Raw genomic sequence first — 15,715 nt, 5'->3', positions numbered from 1 at the left:
GCCCGCCTTGGACCAGGCCCAAATGCCCCCCGCCCATCCCTTTGATGATGACAAGCTGAAAGAGGAATGCGGCGTCTTCGGCGTTGTCGGCGTAACCGACGCCGCGAACTTCGTCGCCCTCGGCCTGCACGCGTTGCAGCACCGCGGGCAAGAGGCCGGCGGCATCGTCGCACACCACCCCGACCACGGGTTCAACTCGGCCCGGCGCTTCGGCTACGTCCGCGACAATTTCACCAAACAGTCGTTGATGGAGACGTTGCCCGGGTCACTGGCCATCGGTCACGTGCGTTATTCCACCGCGGGATCGAAGGGCCAGACTGCGATCCGCGACGTGCAGCCGTTCTTCGGCGAGTTCTCGATGGGTGGTGCCGCCATCGCCCACAACGGCAACATCACCAATGCCGAGGCACTGCGGCGGGAGTTGATCGAGCGTGGGTCGATCTTCCAGTCGTCGTCGGACAGCGAATGCATCATCCATCTGATGGCACGGTCTTTGCAGCGCCGGGTGCCTGAACGGATGCAGGATGCCCTGCGCCGGGTCGAGGGCGCGTTCTCCATCGTCGCCATGACCCGCACCAAGCTGATCGGCGTGCGCGATCCGCTGGGCGTGCGCCCGCTGGTGCTGGGCAAGATCGGCGACGAGGGCTATGTGCTAAGCTCCGAGACCTGCGCGCTGGACATCATCGGTGCGCGGCTGGTCCGTGAGGTCGAGCCAGGTGAAATGGTGGTGGTCGAAGGCGGTCAGGTGCATTCGCACCGCCCCTTCGCGCCGGCCAAGTCGCGGTTCTGTATCTTCGAACACGTCTATTTCTCGCGTCCTGACTCGATCCTCGGAGGCCGCTCCGTATATGAAACCCGCCGCCAGATCGGCGTCGAACTGGCGCGCGAGTCACCGGTCGAGGCCGACCTGGTCTGCCCGGTGCCCGACAGCGGCACCCCGGCCGCGATCGGCTTTGCCCACGAATCGGGCATCCCCTTCGGCATGGGCATCATCCGCAACCAGTACATGGGCCGGACCTTCATCGAACCGACCGAGCAGATCCGCAACATGGGCGTGCGGCTGAAGCTGAACGTCAACCGCGCGCTGATCGAAGGAAAGCGGGTGATCCTGGTCGACGATTCCGTTGTGCGCGGCACCACCTCGCGCAAGATCAAGGAAATGATCCTTGATGCCGGCGCCGCCGAAGTACATTTCCGCATTGCCAGCCCGCCTACTGCCTGGCCCTGTTTTTACGGCGTAGATACCCCGCAGCGCGAAAAGCTGCTGGCCGCGACCATGTCCGAGGACGAAATGCGCGATCACCTTTCGGTCGATTCGCTTAAGTTCATCACCCTCGACGGGCTGTACCGCGCCGTGGGTGAGGCCGAGGGCCGCAAGAAGGAGTGTCCGCAGTACTGCGATGCCTGCTTCTCCGGCGAATACCCGGTAACCCCGGCCGACATGATCGAAAAAGGCTTTGAAATGAAGGCTGCGGAGTAACGCTCCGCAGCTTTTCAAGCACCCGTCCAGCGCGACGCAACGCCGCAATAAGCGACAACCTGCCAAAGCTTACGCTGCGTCGCAGCACCTTCCCGCCTATGCACAACCTGACGCTTCTCATATGCGAAAGGGTTCCTTAAACGCCTTTTGGCATCATCGCTTTGCGACGACCTGATCTTAAGGTCAGCGATGGATGTACAGCTGGGGAAAACCAAATGTCACAGAACGTTAAGATCACGCCTGAAACCCGGGCGGCGGCCACTCAGGCAGCCGAACTGCCCCTGATGGAAACCGTATTGCTTGGCACGATCACCACACCATCGGGACCCAAAGCCATTCTGCGCAATGGCTATGGAGGCGTCGAAACTGTGGGCATCGGCGCACAGATCAACGGCGGCGAGGTGACCGCGATCCGTGATGGCGAAGTCTTCATCTCGCGCAGCGGTCTGGGTCTCAAGCTGACCATCCCGGGGTCCTGAACCGGCAACCTTTCAAAAGCGGCGGCCCGAGGGATACCGCCGATTTCGTTCTAACGGGCGCGCGGCAGCGTCCGCCCACCGCGCCCACGCCTGCCTTCCGGAAATTCACTTGCTTGCCCGCCTGATCCCGCGCGACGGCTTGACCTCGGCGCGCAACCGGGCAAAGACCGCGCCATGACCGAGAAAACCGTCCTCATCACCGGCGCCTCCCGCGGGCTTGGCGCTGCGCTGGCCGAAGCGCTGGCGCCCACCCATCACGTGATCGCCGTTGCCCGCACCACCGGGGCGCTGGAAGAGCTCGACGACCGCATCCAGCGCGCCGGGCACAAGGCGACGCTGGCGCCGATGGACATCACCACCGAAGCCGCGATGGCGCAGCTTTGCCGGTCGATCCACGATCGCTGGGGCGGGCTCGACCTGTGGTGCCACACGGCGGTGCATGCCGCGCCGCTGACCCCGGCCGATCACCTCGATCTCAAGGACTGGCAGAAGAGTGTCGAGATCAACGTGACCGCGCTGGCCAGGCTGGTTCCCTTCGTGGCGCCGCTGCTCGGCCGCGAGGGACAGGCGCTGTTCTTTGACGATCCGCGCGGTGGCCAGAAGTTTTTTGGGGCTTACGGGGCCACCAAGGCCGCGCAGATTGCGCTTGTGCGCAGCTGGCAGGCCGAGACCGCCAACATCGGTCCGCAGGTCCACATCCTCACCCCCGACCCGATGCCCACCGCCACTCGGGCGCGGTTCTTCCCTGGTGAAGACAGCGGGCACCTGACAGCGCCGCGCGATGCTGCGGCCGGGCTTCTGCGCAACCTTGACCTGACCTGACACGCCGGCGCCCGTTCCGTTGATGGATCGGGACCTGCTCCGCCTTGCTCCTCGGGGCCTGCTCCACTAAGCAGAACCCGGGACTCCGGGGAACGACATGCGCATTCTCATCACAAACGACGACGGTATCAACGCGCCGGGCCTCAAGGTCCTGCACAGCGTCGCGACCGAGCTTGCCGGTCCCGACGGCGAGGTCTGGACCGTTGCGCCGGCATTCGAGCAATCGGGCGTGGCGCATTGCATTTCCTATACCCACCCGATGATGGTCAGCCAGATGGACGAGCGCACCTTCGCCACCGAGGGCAGCCCGGCGGATTGCGTGCTCGTGGGCCTGCACGACGTGCTAAAGGACAATGCGCCCGACCTTGTCCTGTCAGGTGTGAACCGCGGCAACAATTCAGCCGAGAACGCGCTTTATTCCGGAACGCTTGGCGGCGCGATGGAGGCCGCTCTGCAGGGCCTGCCCGCGATGGCCCTGTCGCAGTACTACGGGCCCGGCAACCGCGAGCTAGCCGATCCGTTCGACGCTGCCCTCATGCATGGGGCCGAGACTGTGCGTCGTGTACTGAGCGCGCAGCTGGTCAACAGGTCCGACTACCGGCTGTTCTACAACATCAACTTCCCGCCTGTTGCAGCGGCCGACGTCAAGGGCACCCGCGCCGTGCCCCAGGGCCTGCGCAAGGACACCTGCTTCAGTTGCGAGCCGCACCTGTCGCCCTCCGGCCGGCGTTTCCTGTGGATCCGCGGGGGCGACCAGCGGGCGGCGGTAGCGTCCGACAGCGATGCCGGGGTCAACCTCGACGGCTACATCTCGGTCACACCGATGCGGGCCGATCTGACCGCGCCCGACGCGCTTGACGGTTTGAGGGCCGCTTTCGCATGACGCCCGAGGCCGAACGCAAGATGCAGTTCCTTTACACCCTGCGTTCGCGCGGGGTGACGGACAAGCGCGTGCTGACGGCGATGGAAAAGATCGATCGAGCGGAGTTCATCCAGGGGCTCTTCACCGAGCGCGCCTATGTCGACATGCCTCTGCCGATCGCCTGTGGCCAGACCATATCCCAGCCCTCCGTTGTGGGACTGATGACGCAGGCGCTTGATGTGCAGCCGCGTGACACGGTGCTCGAGGTCGGCACCGGCTCGGGTTACCAGGCCGCGATCCTCAGCCACCTTGCCCGCCGCGTCTATACCGTCGACCGTCACAAACGGCTGGTGCAGGGCGCGCGCGGCGTGTTTGACAAGCTGGGCCTGACCAACATAACCGCCTTCACTGCCGACGGCTCTTTCGGCCTACCCGATCAGGCGCCGTTCGACCGGATCATTGTCACTGCCGCTGCCGAGGACCCCCCCGGCCCGCTGCTCACACAGCTTCGCGTCGGCGGGATCATGGTGCTTCCGGTCGGGCAGTCCGATGCCGTGCAGTACCTGATCCGTGTGCGCCGCGACGAAGACGGGCTGCATTACGATGAAATCTGCGCCGTGCGCTTCGTGCCTCTCGTCGAGGGGCTTGGGCGCGACGCCTGATGTATGTATAAACGGTTAACTCTAAAATCCGGGATAACCGGACGATTGTTCGAGGATATCGAGATGTGGACTTTCCCGCCCCGTAGCCCCCTGATCGCGGCAGGGTCCGCGCTTGTGCTGATTGCCGGCTGTGACGGCCTGCCGCGGGATTTCGACCTGCGGGGCAAGATCGGCGAAAGCGCCTATGACACATCCAGTGCCGCGCAGAACGCCACGGCCGACCGGCCAAGCCCCGATGAACGCGGCATAATTTCCTACCCCAATTATCAGGTCGCGGTGGCGCGGCGCGGCGATACACTAGGCGCGCTGGCGACTCGGATCGGCATCAATGTCGCGGACCTCGCGCGTTTCAACGGAATGCGCGCCGACGATCCGCTGCGCGCCGGAGAGATCGTCGCGCTGCCCTACAAGGTCACGGAGCCTGCCAGCGGACCGATCCGGCCCGCCGGTGCCGACCGCATCACCGAGATCGCCGGACGCGCCATCGACGCTTCGGCGGCCACGCCGGTCAGCACAAGCGAACTTCCGCCGGCTCAGACCGGGGCCGAGCCGGTGCGCCACCAGGTCGAACGCGGCGAGACCGCCTATACCATCGCGCGGCTCTACAGTGTCTCGGTGCGCTCGCTGGCCGACTGGAACGGCCTTGATCAGGAATTCACCGTGCGTCCTGGCCAGTACCTGCTGATCCCCACGGTGCGCGAGGCCGCCAGCCGCGCGATTTCAGCAGCGCCTTCGCAGCCGGGCAGCGGTTCGCCGACGCCAACGCCGCCCAGCGCGACCCAGCCGCTGCCGGCCGAGACGCCCGTGGCGGCCGCCACCCCTGTCGAGACACCGCCCTCACCCGACCTTGGCAGCCAGCAAACCGAGGCCAGCAAGCCCGCCTCGCGGATGCAGATGCCGGTCTCGGGTTCGGTGATCCGGGAATATTCGAAGGGCCGCAATGACGGCATCGACATCGCCGCCAGCGCCGGCACCCCGGTCAAGGCCGCTGATGCAGGAACCGTGGCCGCAATTACCGCCAACGCCGACCAAGTGCCGATCGTGGTGGTGAAGCATGCCAACAACCTGCTGACGGTCTACGCCAATGTGTCGGATATCACCGTCAAGAAGGGCGACACCGTCAGCCGCGGCCAGACGCTCGGCAAGGTCGCGGTCGGCGATCCTGCTTACCTCCACTTCGAGGTCCGCGACGGGTTCGAGAGCGTCGACCCGCTGCCTTACGTGCAATAAAGCCGCTGGATTGAGGAACCTCCGCAGTGCGGAGGTTCGCCCATCATGGCTGCCCTACAGCGACACGCCGCGCCGTCCGGCCAGGTCGGTAAAGAACTGCCAAGCCACGCGGCCTGAGCGGCTGCCCCGCGTGGCTTGCCATTCTATCGCCTGGTCCCGCAATGCCTCGTCTGACACTTCGACCCCATAGGCGTCGCAGTATCCCCGAATCATCGACAGGTACTCGTCCTGCGAACAGGGGTGGAAACCCAGCCACAGCCCGAAACGATCCGACAGCGAGACCTTCTCTTCGGTCGCCTCCGACGGACTGATTGCGCTGGCCCGCTCGTTCTCGATCATGTCCCGCGGCATCAGGTGGCGCCGGTTCGAGGTGGCATAGAAGACCACGTTCTCCGGCCGTCCTTCGATGCCGCCATCCAGCACCGCCTTCAGCGACTTGTAGTGCTGATCGTCATGGCTGAAGCTCAGGTCATCACAGAACAGCACGAAACGCACTTCGCGCCCCCGCAGCAGGCCCAGCAGACGCCCGACCGAGGGCAGGTCTTCACGCTGCAATTCAACGATCTTGAGCGCCTCGCCTTGCCGCAGCACCTCGGCATGGACGGCCTTGACCAAGGAAGATTTGCCCATGCCCCGCGCGCCCCAAAGCAGCGCGTTGTTGGCGGGCAGACCCTTTGCGAACTGCATCGTGTTGGCCAGCAGGGTATCCCGCGCCCGGTCGACACCGATCAGCAGCCCCAGTTCGACCCGGCTGACCTCCGGCACCGGTTGCAGCCTGTCCGGCTCCACGTGCCACAGGAAAGCGTCTGCCGCGTCGAAATCCGGGGCTTCGGTCGGCGCCGGGCTCATCCGCTCCAGCGCCGCCGCGATCCGCGCGAGATCAGCGCTCATCTGTCGCCGCCCAGTTTCGGGTCCTCGTCGTCGTCATGCTCGAATTCCTCGGCCAGAGGGTCATCGGCGAAGGCGTCGAAATCCTCGTCCTCTTCTTCGTCCTCGAACCACAGACCCTGCGCTCGCAGTTCCTTCTCGCGTTTGGCCTCGACCCGGCGCACGAGGAAGATCGACACCTCGTAGAGCCCGTAGACCACCACGAAGAGGATCACCTGTGTGATCACGTCGGGCGGCGTTACCAGCGCAGCCAGCACCAGGATTGCCACCACAGCATATTTGCGCACCGCGCCCAGCCCCTCGGCGCTGACCAGCCCGGCCTTGCCCATCAAGGTCAGCAGCACCGGCAGCTGGAAGCAGAGCCCGAAGGCCACGATGAACTTGATCGTCAGGTTCAGATATTCCTGGGCCGAGCCCTGGAACACTACCGAAAGGCCCTGCGTCACCTCTTCGCCCACCACGGCCTCGCCCTCGGCGCCGAACTGCTGGAACCCGAGGAAGAAGTCGTAGGCCAGCGGCGTCACCACATAGAAAGCAAACGACGCGCCGAGGAAGAACATGAAGGGCGAGGCGATCAGGAAGGGCAAAAAGGCACCCTTCTCGGACTTGTAGAGCCCGGGCGCCACAAACCGCCACAACTGGTTGGCAATGAAGGGAAAGGCCAGGATGAAGCCGCCCAGGAACGATACCTTGATCGCGACGAAGAAGCCCTCTTGCGGCGAGATGAAGATCAGGTCGCAATCCTGCCCGCGATCGGCCAGCACGGTGCAGAGCGGCGCGGTCAGGAAGTTGAATATCGGCGTCGCCACGGTGAAGCAGATCACCATGCCGATGATGAAATACACCACCGAGTGGATCAGCCGCGTGCGCAGTTCGGCCAAATGCTCGATCAGCGGGGCCGAACTGTCCTCGATCTCGTCATGTGGGCTCATGCGGGTCTGTCCGTCTCGTCCTTCACCGCCGCTTCCGCGGCATCGGCAGCCTTCAGCGCTTCATCGGCTTCGCGCTTTTTGCGCTCGGCGGCGGCGCGGGCCGTGGCGGCTTTGATCTTGCGGGCGTTCTCGGCGCGCTCGGCGGCCTCGGCGGCGTCCGCCTCGTCGTCGTGGGCCTCTTCGACTGGGCTGTGCCGCTTCTGGCTCTCGCGCAGCTCGGCCAGCGGATCGGCCACCTGCCGCGCCGCATCCTTGACCCCGTCCATGGCCGAGCCCAGCGGATTGGCGGCGCTCTTCATCGTCTTCTTGAGATCGCTCACCCCGGCTTCGTCGGCCGCATCGTTCATCGCGCGCGAGAATTCGCGCGCCATGCCCTTGGCTTTGCCGACGAACTGTCCCGCCTTGCGAAACAGCACCGGCAAGTCCTTCGGGCCGACAACGATCAGCGCCACGACGCCGATGACCAGAAGCTCGGACCAGCCCAGATCAAGCATCGGGGCTTACACCTTGTCCTTGTCGCTGGGCGGGGTGACGTCCTTGGCATGCTCGCCGGTGTGATCCACGTGATCGGCGTGCTTGCTCTTGTCGTCAAGCTCGTCGTCGCTGTCCTTCACGCCGCGCTTGAAGGCTGTGATGCCCTTGCCGACCTCGCCCATCAGGGACGAGATCTTGCCGCGCCCAAAGAGCACCAGCACCACGACAGCAATCAGCAGAAGGCCGGGAAGACCGATATTGTTCAGCATCTCTCAAAACTCCGTTGTCGGACCCGGGCCGCAGGCCGGCCCCGGGGATGCCCTGTCTTAAAGCCTGCGCGGGGTCCGTAAAAGCGTCAATTGCCGGGGTTTCGGGGTTAATTGAGATCGCCGCCTCACGCTTTTTGACATTAAACTGTCAACTGCCAGAATACTGTCAGAAACCTTGTTCTGAATGTCCTCGAATCACCATGAAACGCGCCGACCGTTTGTACCGATTGATGGAGTCCCTGAAGGACGGTGCCCTGCACCGCGCCGAGGACCTGGCACGCGATCTGGGCGTGTCGGTGCGCACCATCTACCGCGATCTCGACACGCTGATCGAAAGCGGGGTGCCGGTGATCGGTGAACGCGGCCTGGGTTACTCGGCGCAGGCGGCCATAACCTTGCCGCCGATCAACCTGACCGAGACCGAGCTGGAGGCGCTCCACCTCGCGCTCGCCATTCTGCACGAGGCTGACCAAGGCGCACATTCTGCTGCCGCAGCCACGCTGCTTGAACGGATCGACGCACTGCTGCCCGAAGACCGCACGGCCCCCGCGCAGTTCGCCTTTGCCGCCTATCCCTTTGAATCCGCCGCCCGCGGTTTCCGACACATGCCGGCCTTCCGCGCAGCCATCCGTGCCCGCCAGAAACTTCGCGTCGCCCTGTCGGACGGGACCGAGCACCTGCTGCGCCCGCTCGACCTGCGCTATTGGGGTCGCATCTGGGCCTGCACCGGGTGGAGCGAAACCGCAGGGGACTTCCTCGACTTCCGTATCGACCAGATCGAGACGCTCACGCCCGTGCCCGGCCTTTTCGTGGATGAACCGGGAAAGCGGCTACAGGACCACCGCGCATCCGGCGCGCGGGACTGAAACTCAGTATACAATGATTTCCAAAAGGTCTCGGGCGAAGCGCGTCCGAACTGCAGATCGGTGCAGGGTCAGCTTAACTTCGGAAACACGAAGCACCTGTCGCGCCGGATAGTCAGCCACAGCGCCGTTCCCGGTTTCGGCAGGAACACATTGGGCACCGTCGCCTTCAGCATCGAGCCATCGTGATCCATGCGGAACTCGACAAGGCTCTCCTTGCCCATGAACCGTGCCCGTTCAACCGTGCCCCGCGCCGCGATCCCGTGCTGGGCGGTCGGCTGCGGCCCCTGCCCCGCGCGGTCGAAATCGATGCCCACATGTTGCGGCCGGAACACGATCTCCACCTGCGCGCCGTCCGGCAGACCAGGAGCAAGGAAATCGCCAAACGGCGTCTCTGCCAGTGCGCCCTGAACTTCGCTCTCAATCACATTGATGTCGCTGAAGAAAGCGACCGCCGCCTTGTCCGCCGGCGAGCGGTAGATGTTGTAGGGCGCGCCCTGCTGCACGATCTTGCCGTCGCGCATCAGCGCGATTTCATCGGCCATGCGCATTGCCTCTTCCGGCTCGTGCGTGACCAGCAGGACGGCGGTGTCCTCTTCCTTGAGCACCGCCAGCGTCTCGTCGCGAATACCGTCGCGCAGCCGGTTGTCGAGTCCCGAGAACGGCTCGTCCATCAGCATGATCTTGGGTTGCGGCGCCAACGCCCGGGCCAGCGCCACGCGCTGCTGCTCGCCCCCGGACAGTTCGTGCGGGTAATGGTCAATGAAGCGCTCGAGCCCGACCTTGGCCAGCATCTCTGCCGCCCGCGCCCGCGCTTTGGCGCCCCGCTCCTGCAAGCCGAAGGACACGTTCTTGCCGACGGTCAGATGCGGAAAAAGCGCGAAGTCCTGAAACATCAGTCCGATCGAGCGCCGCTCCGGCGGCACGCGGAACACGGTGTCGCAGATCAACTCACCATCGACGTGGATCTGCCCGGCATCCTGCATGTCGACGCCGGCGATCATCCGCAGCGTCGTCGACTTGCCGCAGCCCGAGGGCCCCAGCAGGCAGGTCACTTGGCCCGGCTGGATTTGCAGCGACACATCGTCCACCACCCGCCGCCCATCGAAGTCACGGACGAGATTACGGATTTCCAGTCGGGGAGGAGCGGTCACTGGGGGCAATGCGGCCTCATGCAGGTTTCCGATCAAAACAATCGGCTATCAGCGCAGATAACAATCCCTGCCCCGACCCGCAAGGCTCAGGCCGTGCGCCGCTGGACCCCGCCAAGCACGGCAGCGAAGCCCACCGCCAGCACCGCCACGCATATCACGAGAAGCTGCTCATACTTGTGCCCTTCCGGCAGGAGCGCCATGGCAAGCTCGCTGCCGCGGGCAAAATACAACCCGGCCCCCAGCATGGCGGCCCCGAAACTCACCAGATAGGACCAGACCGCGATCCTGCGTCCCGCAATCAGGCCGACAACCAGTACCGGCGTCAGGAACATGCTCGCGGTGCCACTGACGGCCACCGCGTCGAACAGGCTCTGGTTGCCCCAGAACGTCAGCGCCATGCCCAGCGCCATAAAGACGACCATCACCAAGCGCCCGCCGGCCATGCTGCGCGGCGCGAGGCGCAGTTCTTCGACCGCCAGCCGCGCCGCGCTCGACAGCGCCGAGTCAAGCGTGCTGAGCGCGCTGACCAGCAGTGACACCATCAGCGCCGCAAAAACCCATCCCGGCAGGATCGCGCCCCATGTGCCGATCAACTCGCCCTCGTATTCCGCGCCCGCCAGTGCCGCCTGAATGCCGAACAGCCCGAAGGCAAATATGCAGGCCGAGGAGATCCAGAAGGCATGCAGGAAAGACCGCCGCGTGGTGTCACGGTCAGCGATAAAGCCGCGGTCCATCATCACCGGGTCATGCGCCGGGTAGGAGAACACCTGAAGAAACGCCACCAGAAGCAGAACCTGCCCATTGTAAGCCCCTGCCGTGCCCTCTGCCGTCAACACCGCGCCGATATCGAAGCCCGGGGCCGTCACAAGCGCCACGAAGGCAAGCCCGAATACCACAAGAAAGACCGTCATTTGCAAGACGTCCGTGCGCAGTGCCGCGCTCAGCCCGCCCCACGCGCTGTAGGCCAGCCCGATCAGCGCCACCGCCAGCATTGCCCCTTCCCGAGCGAAACCGGCTTCGGGCAGCAATGCGGCAAAGATCAGCCCGACCACCAGCAGGTTTGCGAAGACTTCCGACAGAAGCCGCAGCGCGATGACCAGATTGTAGCACGCAGTGCCCGATGCCCCGAACCGCGCCGACAGCCAGAACTGCACCGATGCGGCGCCCGTCGCGCGCAGCCGCGCGACGATCAGCCCGCCGGTCAGGAATGATCCGTAATAGGCAGTGTAGGCCAGCACGCCCCAGATGCCGTAGAAATAGCCAAGGATCGCGGCGTTCATCAGCGAGCGCGCGAAAATCCAGGTCGTCACCTGGCTCAGCACCAGCACCCAGAGACCCGGCGCCCGGCCCTCGGCGCCTTCGCCTCCGAAAAAGCCCTCGACGGTGGCGCGGCGCGGCGCGGCCAGCAGGCTCGCCAAAAGGATCAGGCCGAAAAGGCCAGCAACGTAAAGGGTTTGCAAAGGGCTGTCTCCGATGAGTGAGCTTTCGGAATAGCAGCGCCCCCGCTGCCCGCACAGGGCGTTTCAGCGGCCTTACGGCCTTGTGAACCGCCGCGAGGTGACGACGGGGGCCGCAGCCCCCACCCGTCCTCACATGGTTGTATTTACCGCGCCGCCGTCCAGCAGAACATTCTGCCCGATAATGAAGCCGGCATATTGCGAACACAGGAAGGCGCAGGTGGCACCGAATTCCTCGGCCGTGCCGTACCGACCTACCGGGATGGTCTCGTAGCGTTGCGCCTTGGCCTCCTCGACGCTGATCCCCTTCTGGCTGGCCACGCCTTCATCCAGCGACACCGCCCTGTCGGTCGCATGAATCCCCGGCAGCAGGTTGTTGATCGTCACCCCCTTGCCGGCCACCTGCCGCGATGTCCCCGCCACGAAGCCGGTCAGCCCGGCACGCGCCGAGTTGGACAGCCCCAACACCGGGATCGGAGACTTCACCGATTGCGAAGTGATATTGACCACCCGGCCCCAACCGCGCTCCATCATACCGGGCACCAGAGCCTGGATCATTGCGATTGGCGCCAGCATGTTGGCGTCCAGCGCCTTAACAAAGTCCTCGCGGTTCCAATCTTGCCACATGCCGGGGGGCGGGCCACCGGCGTTGTTGACCAGGATGTCGACCTCGCCCGCCGCATCCAGCACCTTCGCACGACCCTCTTTTGCGATGATATCCGCGGCCACAGCGGTGACTTCGACACCATGTGCCTTGCGAATCGCGTCGGCGGTTTCATCCAGCGCATCGGCGCCGCGGGCGTTGATCACCAGATTGACGCCGGCCTCGGCGAGGGCCATCGCGCAGCCGCGCCCCAGCCCCTTTGAGGCCGCACAGACCACCGCGCGCTTGCCTGCAAGTCCCAGATCCATAACGATAACTCCCTGTTTTACTTGATGCAGATTCCGGCCTAGTCTGGCCGCTGCCGGGAAATTGCCCGGCGCCAATCCCTTTGGTGCCATATTCCGCGCGGATAACAAGCCCCGCGCGACTGAATAACGCGCGCTTCGGTGATGGAGATGTACATGCCTCGCGGAACCCCGCAGACGCTCTCGGTCTTTCGGTCCGACGATCTGACCGTTGTGGACGGCGCAAATCTCGGCGACGTGCTGGGCAACGGTGACGAGTTGCAGCACGACGACGTCTATCACCTTGCCGAGGACGCGATCCCTGCGGACCTGTCGGTGCGCCAGTCCGGGCCCCGCCGAATGGAACTGACCGAGGCCACGCGCCTTGGACAGGCGGGCGCCGGGTGCCACATCGACTGCTGCATCACCTTCATGGGCAACGACGGCGCCACCGTCGACCTGATCGTTCTTGTGGAGGTCGATGACGACGGCATGGTCGCGGCGGTCTATGCCCTGCCGCTGGGCAGCCTTAAGGCGAAGACCGATTACCGGATCATCGGCATCGACACCCAGACCCCCGAGCGACGTTTCGCCGAGGTCGCTTGTGTCTCCTTCACGCGTGGCACCATGATCACCATGGCCTCGGGCGCGCAGACACCTGTCGAGGACCTTCGCGAGGGCGATTTGGTCCTGACCCGTGATCACGGGCCGCAGCCGGTGCGCTGGATCGGCCAGTCAACCACCCGCGCGACCGGTGAGGGGGCCCCGATCCGCATCCTCGCCGGAACGCTGAACAATGCCGACGACCTGCTGGTCAGCCCCGATCACCGGCTGTTCGTCTACCAGCGCCGTGACGCTCTGGGCGCCGGTCGGTCCGAGGTGCTGGTCAAAGCCCGCCATCTGGTGAACGGCGACACGGTTCGCCGCGTCCAAGGCGGGTTTGTCGATTACTTTCAGCTGCTCTTCGACGACCACCAGATCATCTATGCCGAGGGCATTGCTGCCGAGACCTTGCTGGTCGATACCCGCACCCGCGCGGCGCTTCCCGAAGCACTCGACAAGAAACTTGGCACGGCATCGCGTGTGCACGACAACCGGCTGAGGGAAGAATTCGAACTGAGTGAGAGCCTCGCCCGGCGCCCGGACGCAGTCGAACTCCTCCGCCGCGCCTCTACCCGGTAACACTGCGCGTTAAGACCTGCTTGGGACTGATCTTGAGCTCTCTGTTCAGGTCCAAGAAAACGGGCTTACCTCCGCAATGCCTCGATCAGCTCATCCTTTGTCATGTCGCTGCGACCGTCGATGTCCAATTCCTGCGCGCGGTCATAGAGCTCTTCTTTCGTCCAGTCCTCGAAGGGCGGTTTCTTACCCCCCTTCTTCGAGGGCTCCTGCTTGTCATTGGCCTGTGCATTGGCGATGCGCGCCGCCTTTTCCTTGGACGCACCCTCTTCGCGCAGGCTCTTGTAGGTTTCTTCGTCCTTGACGCTTGGGTTGGGCATGGTGTCCTCCTTCGCTTGACAGGTGAACAACGCGCGAGGCTTGCGAGCCGTTCCTTGCCAGCGCCCGCGCCACCGGCTAAAGCGGCGCCATGCTCGACGCTTTGCCCAACCGCCCCGATCTGCCGCCGGAAATTGCCCGGAGGCGCACCTTTGCCATCATCTCGCACCCCGATGCGGGCAAGACCACGCTGACCGAGAAGTTCCTGCTCTACGGCGGCGCGATCCAGATGGCCGGACAGGTGCGCGCCAAAGGCGAGGCGCGGCGCACGCGGTCGGACTTCATGCAGATGGAAAAGGATCGCGGCATCTCGGTCTCGGCCTCGGCGATGTCTTTCGACTATCGCGACTATCGTTTCAACCTAGTAGACACCCCCGGCCACTCGGATTTCTCCGAGGATACCTATCGCACGCTGACCGCGGTGGATGCCGCGGTGATGGTGATCGACGGCGCCAAGGGGGTCGAGAGCCAGACGCAGAAACTGTTTGAAGTCTGTCGCTTGCGCGACCTTCCTATCCTGACCTTCTGCAACAAGATGGACCGCGAAAGCCGGGACACCTTCGAGATCATCGACGAGATCCAGGAGATGCTGGCCATTGACGTGACGCCGGCCTCGTGGCCGATCGGCATGGGCCGGGACTTCATCGGCTGCTACGACCTGCTGAACGACCGGCTGGAACTGATCGACCGCGCCGACCGCAACAAGGTTGCAGAATCCATCGAGATCAACGGGTTGGACGACCCTCTTCTTGCGGAACACGTGCCGGCTGCACAGCTTGAGACATTCCTCGAAGAGGTCGAGATGGCCAAGGAACTGCTGCCCACGCTAGACCCGCAATCGGTGCTTGAAGGTCACATGACCCCGATCTGGTTCGGGTCTGCCATCAACTCCTTCGGCGTCAAGGAACTGATGGAGGGCATCGGCAACTACGGTCCCGAACCGCAACCGCAGCGCGCCACCCCGCGTGAGATTTCCCCCGAGGAAACAAAGGTTTCCGGATTCGTCTTCAAGGTTCAGGCGAACATGGACCCCAAGCACCGCGACCGGGTGGCTTTCGTCCGGATGGCCAGTGGCCACTTCAAACGCGGCATGAAGCTGACCCATGTGCGCACCAAGAAACCGATGGCGGTGTCGAACCCGGTGCTGTTTCTCGCCTCCGACCGCGAACTGGCGGAAGAAGCCTGGGCCGGCGACATCATCGGCATCCCCAACCACGGCCAGCTGCGCATCGGCGACACTCTGACCGAGGGCGAAGCCCTGCGTGTGTCGGGCATCCCCTCCTTTGCGCCGGAACTGCTACAGACCTGTCGCGCCGGCGACCCGATGAAGGCCAAGCATCTTGAAAAGGCTCTGATGCAATTTGCCGAGGAAGGCGCGGCCAAGGTGTTCAAGCCCGCCTTCGGCTCGGGCTTTATCGTAGGGGTCGTTGGGGCGCTCCAGTTCGAAGTTCTGGCCAGTCGGATCGAATTGGAGTACGGCCTGCCGGTTCGGTTCGAGCCGTCGCAGTTCGCGTCGGCCCGCTGGGTCACGGGCGACAAGGCTGCGGTCGAGAAGTTCACCGCCGCCAACAAGCAGCACATAGCCCATGACAACGACGGCGACATCGTCTACCTGACCCGGCTGCAATGGGACATTGACCGGATCGAGCGTGACTATCCTGACGTGACCTTGTCGGCCACCAAGGAGATGATGGTCTAAAAACCGCCATGATGCACCGTTAGGCTCCGGCAATTGCCAGTTGCCGGAAAAACCTACAC

General features: G+C 64.4%; 17 protein-coding genes. 9 read left to right on the top strand and 8 right to left on the bottom strand.

What is annotated here, in order from left to right; all coding sequences use genetic code 11:
• The first annotated feature begins 22 nt into the window (after nt 1-22).
• The 6 genes from purF (at nt 23) to AC04PT_RS00835 (ending at nt 5,535) form a co-directional block, all read left to right on the top strand.
• The gene (purF, locus tag AC04PT_RS00860; RefSeq protein WP_482872421.1) at nt 23-1,480 is read left to right on the top strand and encodes an amidophosphoribosyltransferase; all 1,458 of its coding nucleotides are present in this window, start codon (nt 23-25) and stop codon (nt 1,478-1,480) included.
• 215 nt (nt 1,481-1,695) lie between these two features.
• Complete coding sequence (locus AC04PT_RS00855; protein WP_482871590.1) at nt 1,696-1,959, top strand: hypothetical protein; 264 nt, start codon at nt 1,696-1,698, stop codon at nt 1,957-1,959.
• Between the two features lie 174 nt (nt 1,960-2,133).
• Nucleotides 2,134-2,781: an SDR family NAD(P)-dependent oxidoreductase gene (locus AC04PT_RS00850; protein ID WP_482871589.1), complete on the top strand. Its 648-nt coding sequence runs from the start codon at nt 2,134-2,136 to the stop codon at nt 2,779-2,781.
• 97 nt (nt 2,782-2,878) lie between these two features.
• Nucleotides 2,879-3,664, top strand: a complete 786-nt coding sequence (gene surE, locus AC04PT_RS00845; RefSeq protein WP_482871588.1) for a 5'/3'-nucleotidase SurE — start codon at nt 2,879-2,881, stop codon at nt 3,662-3,664.
• The gene (locus tag AC04PT_RS00840; RefSeq protein WP_482871587.1) at nt 3,661-4,305 is read left to right on the top strand and encodes a protein-L-isoaspartate(D-aspartate) O-methyltransferase; all 645 of its coding nucleotides are present in this window, start codon (nt 3,661-3,663) and stop codon (nt 4,303-4,305) included. The genes surE and AC04PT_RS00840 overlap by 4 nt, the downstream gene beginning before the upstream one ends.
• Before the next feature lie 63 nt (nt 4,306-4,368).
• Nucleotides 4,369-5,535 carry a LysM peptidoglycan-binding domain-containing protein gene (locus AC04PT_RS00835; RefSeq protein ID WP_482871586.1) on the top strand — a complete coding sequence of 389 codons (1,167 nt, stop codon included), beginning with the start codon at nt 4,369-4,371 and terminating at the stop codon, nt 5,533-5,535.
• 54 nt (nt 5,536-5,589) lie between these two features.
• Here AC04PT_RS00835 and AC04PT_RS00830 read toward each other — a convergent pair whose 3' ends face one another.
• The 4 genes from AC04PT_RS00830 to tatA are packed head-to-tail and all read right to left on the bottom strand — an operon-like array spanning nt 5,590 to nt 8,098.
• Complete coding sequence (locus AC04PT_RS00830; protein WP_482871585.1) at nt 5,590-6,426, bottom strand: ATP-binding protein; 837 nt, start codon at nt 6,424-6,426, stop codon at nt 5,590-5,592.
• Nucleotides 6,423-7,355: a twin-arginine translocase subunit TatC gene (gene tatC / locus AC04PT_RS00825; protein ID WP_482871584.1), complete on the bottom strand. Its 933-nt coding sequence runs from the start codon at nt 7,353-7,355 to the stop codon at nt 6,423-6,425. Before tatC ends, AC04PT_RS00830 begins: the two co-directional genes overlap by 4 nt.
• Nucleotides 7,352-7,849 carry a Sec-independent protein translocase protein TatB gene (gene tatB / locus AC04PT_RS00820; RefSeq protein ID WP_482871583.1) on the bottom strand — a complete coding sequence of 166 codons (498 nt, stop codon included), beginning with the start codon at nt 7,847-7,849 and terminating at the stop codon, nt 7,352-7,354. The genes tatC and tatB overlap by 4 nt, the downstream gene beginning before the upstream one ends.
• 6 nt (nt 7,850-7,855) lie before the next feature.
• Nucleotides 7,856-8,098: a twin-arginine translocase TatA/TatE family subunit gene (tatA, locus tag AC04PT_RS00815; protein WP_482871582.1), complete on the bottom strand. Its 243-nt coding sequence runs from the start codon at nt 8,096-8,098 to the stop codon at nt 7,856-7,858.
• A 230-nt stretch (nt 8,099-8,328) separates the two neighbouring features.
• Here tatA and AC04PT_RS00810 point away from each other — a divergent pair, with 230 nt between their 5' ends.
• Complete coding sequence (locus AC04PT_RS00810) at nt 8,329-8,964, top strand: helix-turn-helix transcriptional regulator (protein WP_482871581.1); 636 nt, start codon at nt 8,329-8,331, stop codon at nt 8,962-8,964.
• Between the two features lie 68 nt (nt 8,965-9,032).
• On the opposite strand, the gene AC04PT_RS00805 is transcribed toward AC04PT_RS00810, so the two are convergent.
• From AC04PT_RS00805 to AC04PT_RS00795, 3 genes are all read right to left on the bottom strand, one after another.
• On the bottom strand, nt 9,033-10,157 hold the full coding sequence (locus tag AC04PT_RS00805) for an ABC transporter ATP-binding protein (protein WP_482872420.1): 1,125 nt from the start codon (nt 10,155-10,157) through the stop codon (nt 9,033-9,035).
• A 44-nt stretch (nt 10,158-10,201) separates the two neighbouring features.
• Nucleotides 10,202-11,575, bottom strand: coding sequence for an SLC5/6 family protein (locus AC04PT_RS00800; RefSeq protein ID WP_482871580.1), 1,374 nt, complete (start codon nt 11,573-11,575; stop codon nt 10,202-10,204).
• Between the two features lie 129 nt (nt 11,576-11,704).
• Nucleotides 11,705-12,484 carry an SDR family oxidoreductase gene (locus tag AC04PT_RS00795; RefSeq protein WP_482871579.1) on the bottom strand — a complete coding sequence of 260 codons (780 nt, stop codon included), beginning with the start codon at nt 12,482-12,484 and terminating at the stop codon, nt 11,705-11,707.
• Between the two features lie 147 nt (nt 12,485-12,631).
• On the opposite strand from AC04PT_RS00795, the gene AC04PT_RS00790 reads away from it, so the two are divergent.
• Nucleotides 12,632-13,642 (top strand): Hint domain-containing protein, encoded by a 1,011-nt coding sequence (locus tag AC04PT_RS00790; RefSeq protein ID WP_482871578.1) that lies wholly within the window; start codon nt 12,632-12,634, stop codon nt 13,640-13,642.
• Between the two features lie 65 nt (nt 13,643-13,707).
• Here the strand turns inward: AC04PT_RS00790 and AC04PT_RS00785 are convergent, their stop codons facing one another.
• Nucleotides 13,708-13,959: a DUF7218 family protein gene (locus tag AC04PT_RS00785; protein WP_482871577.1), complete on the bottom strand. Its 252-nt coding sequence runs from the start codon at nt 13,957-13,959 to the stop codon at nt 13,708-13,710.
• An 89-nt stretch (nt 13,960-14,048) separates the two neighbouring features.
• Between AC04PT_RS00785 and AC04PT_RS00780 the strand changes: the two genes are divergently transcribed.
• On the top strand, nt 14,049-15,656 hold the full coding sequence (locus tag AC04PT_RS00780) for a peptide chain release factor 3 (RefSeq protein WP_482871576.1): 1,608 nt from the start codon (nt 14,049-14,051) through the stop codon (nt 15,654-15,656).
• Nucleotides 15,657-15,715 lie beyond the last annotated feature (59 nt).

The organism is Litorisediminivivens sp. KMU-197 (genome assembly GCF_056858395.1).
The sequence above is the reverse complement of the archived record's forward strand: the minus strand, read 5'-3'. Positions and strand labels throughout refer to the sequence as shown.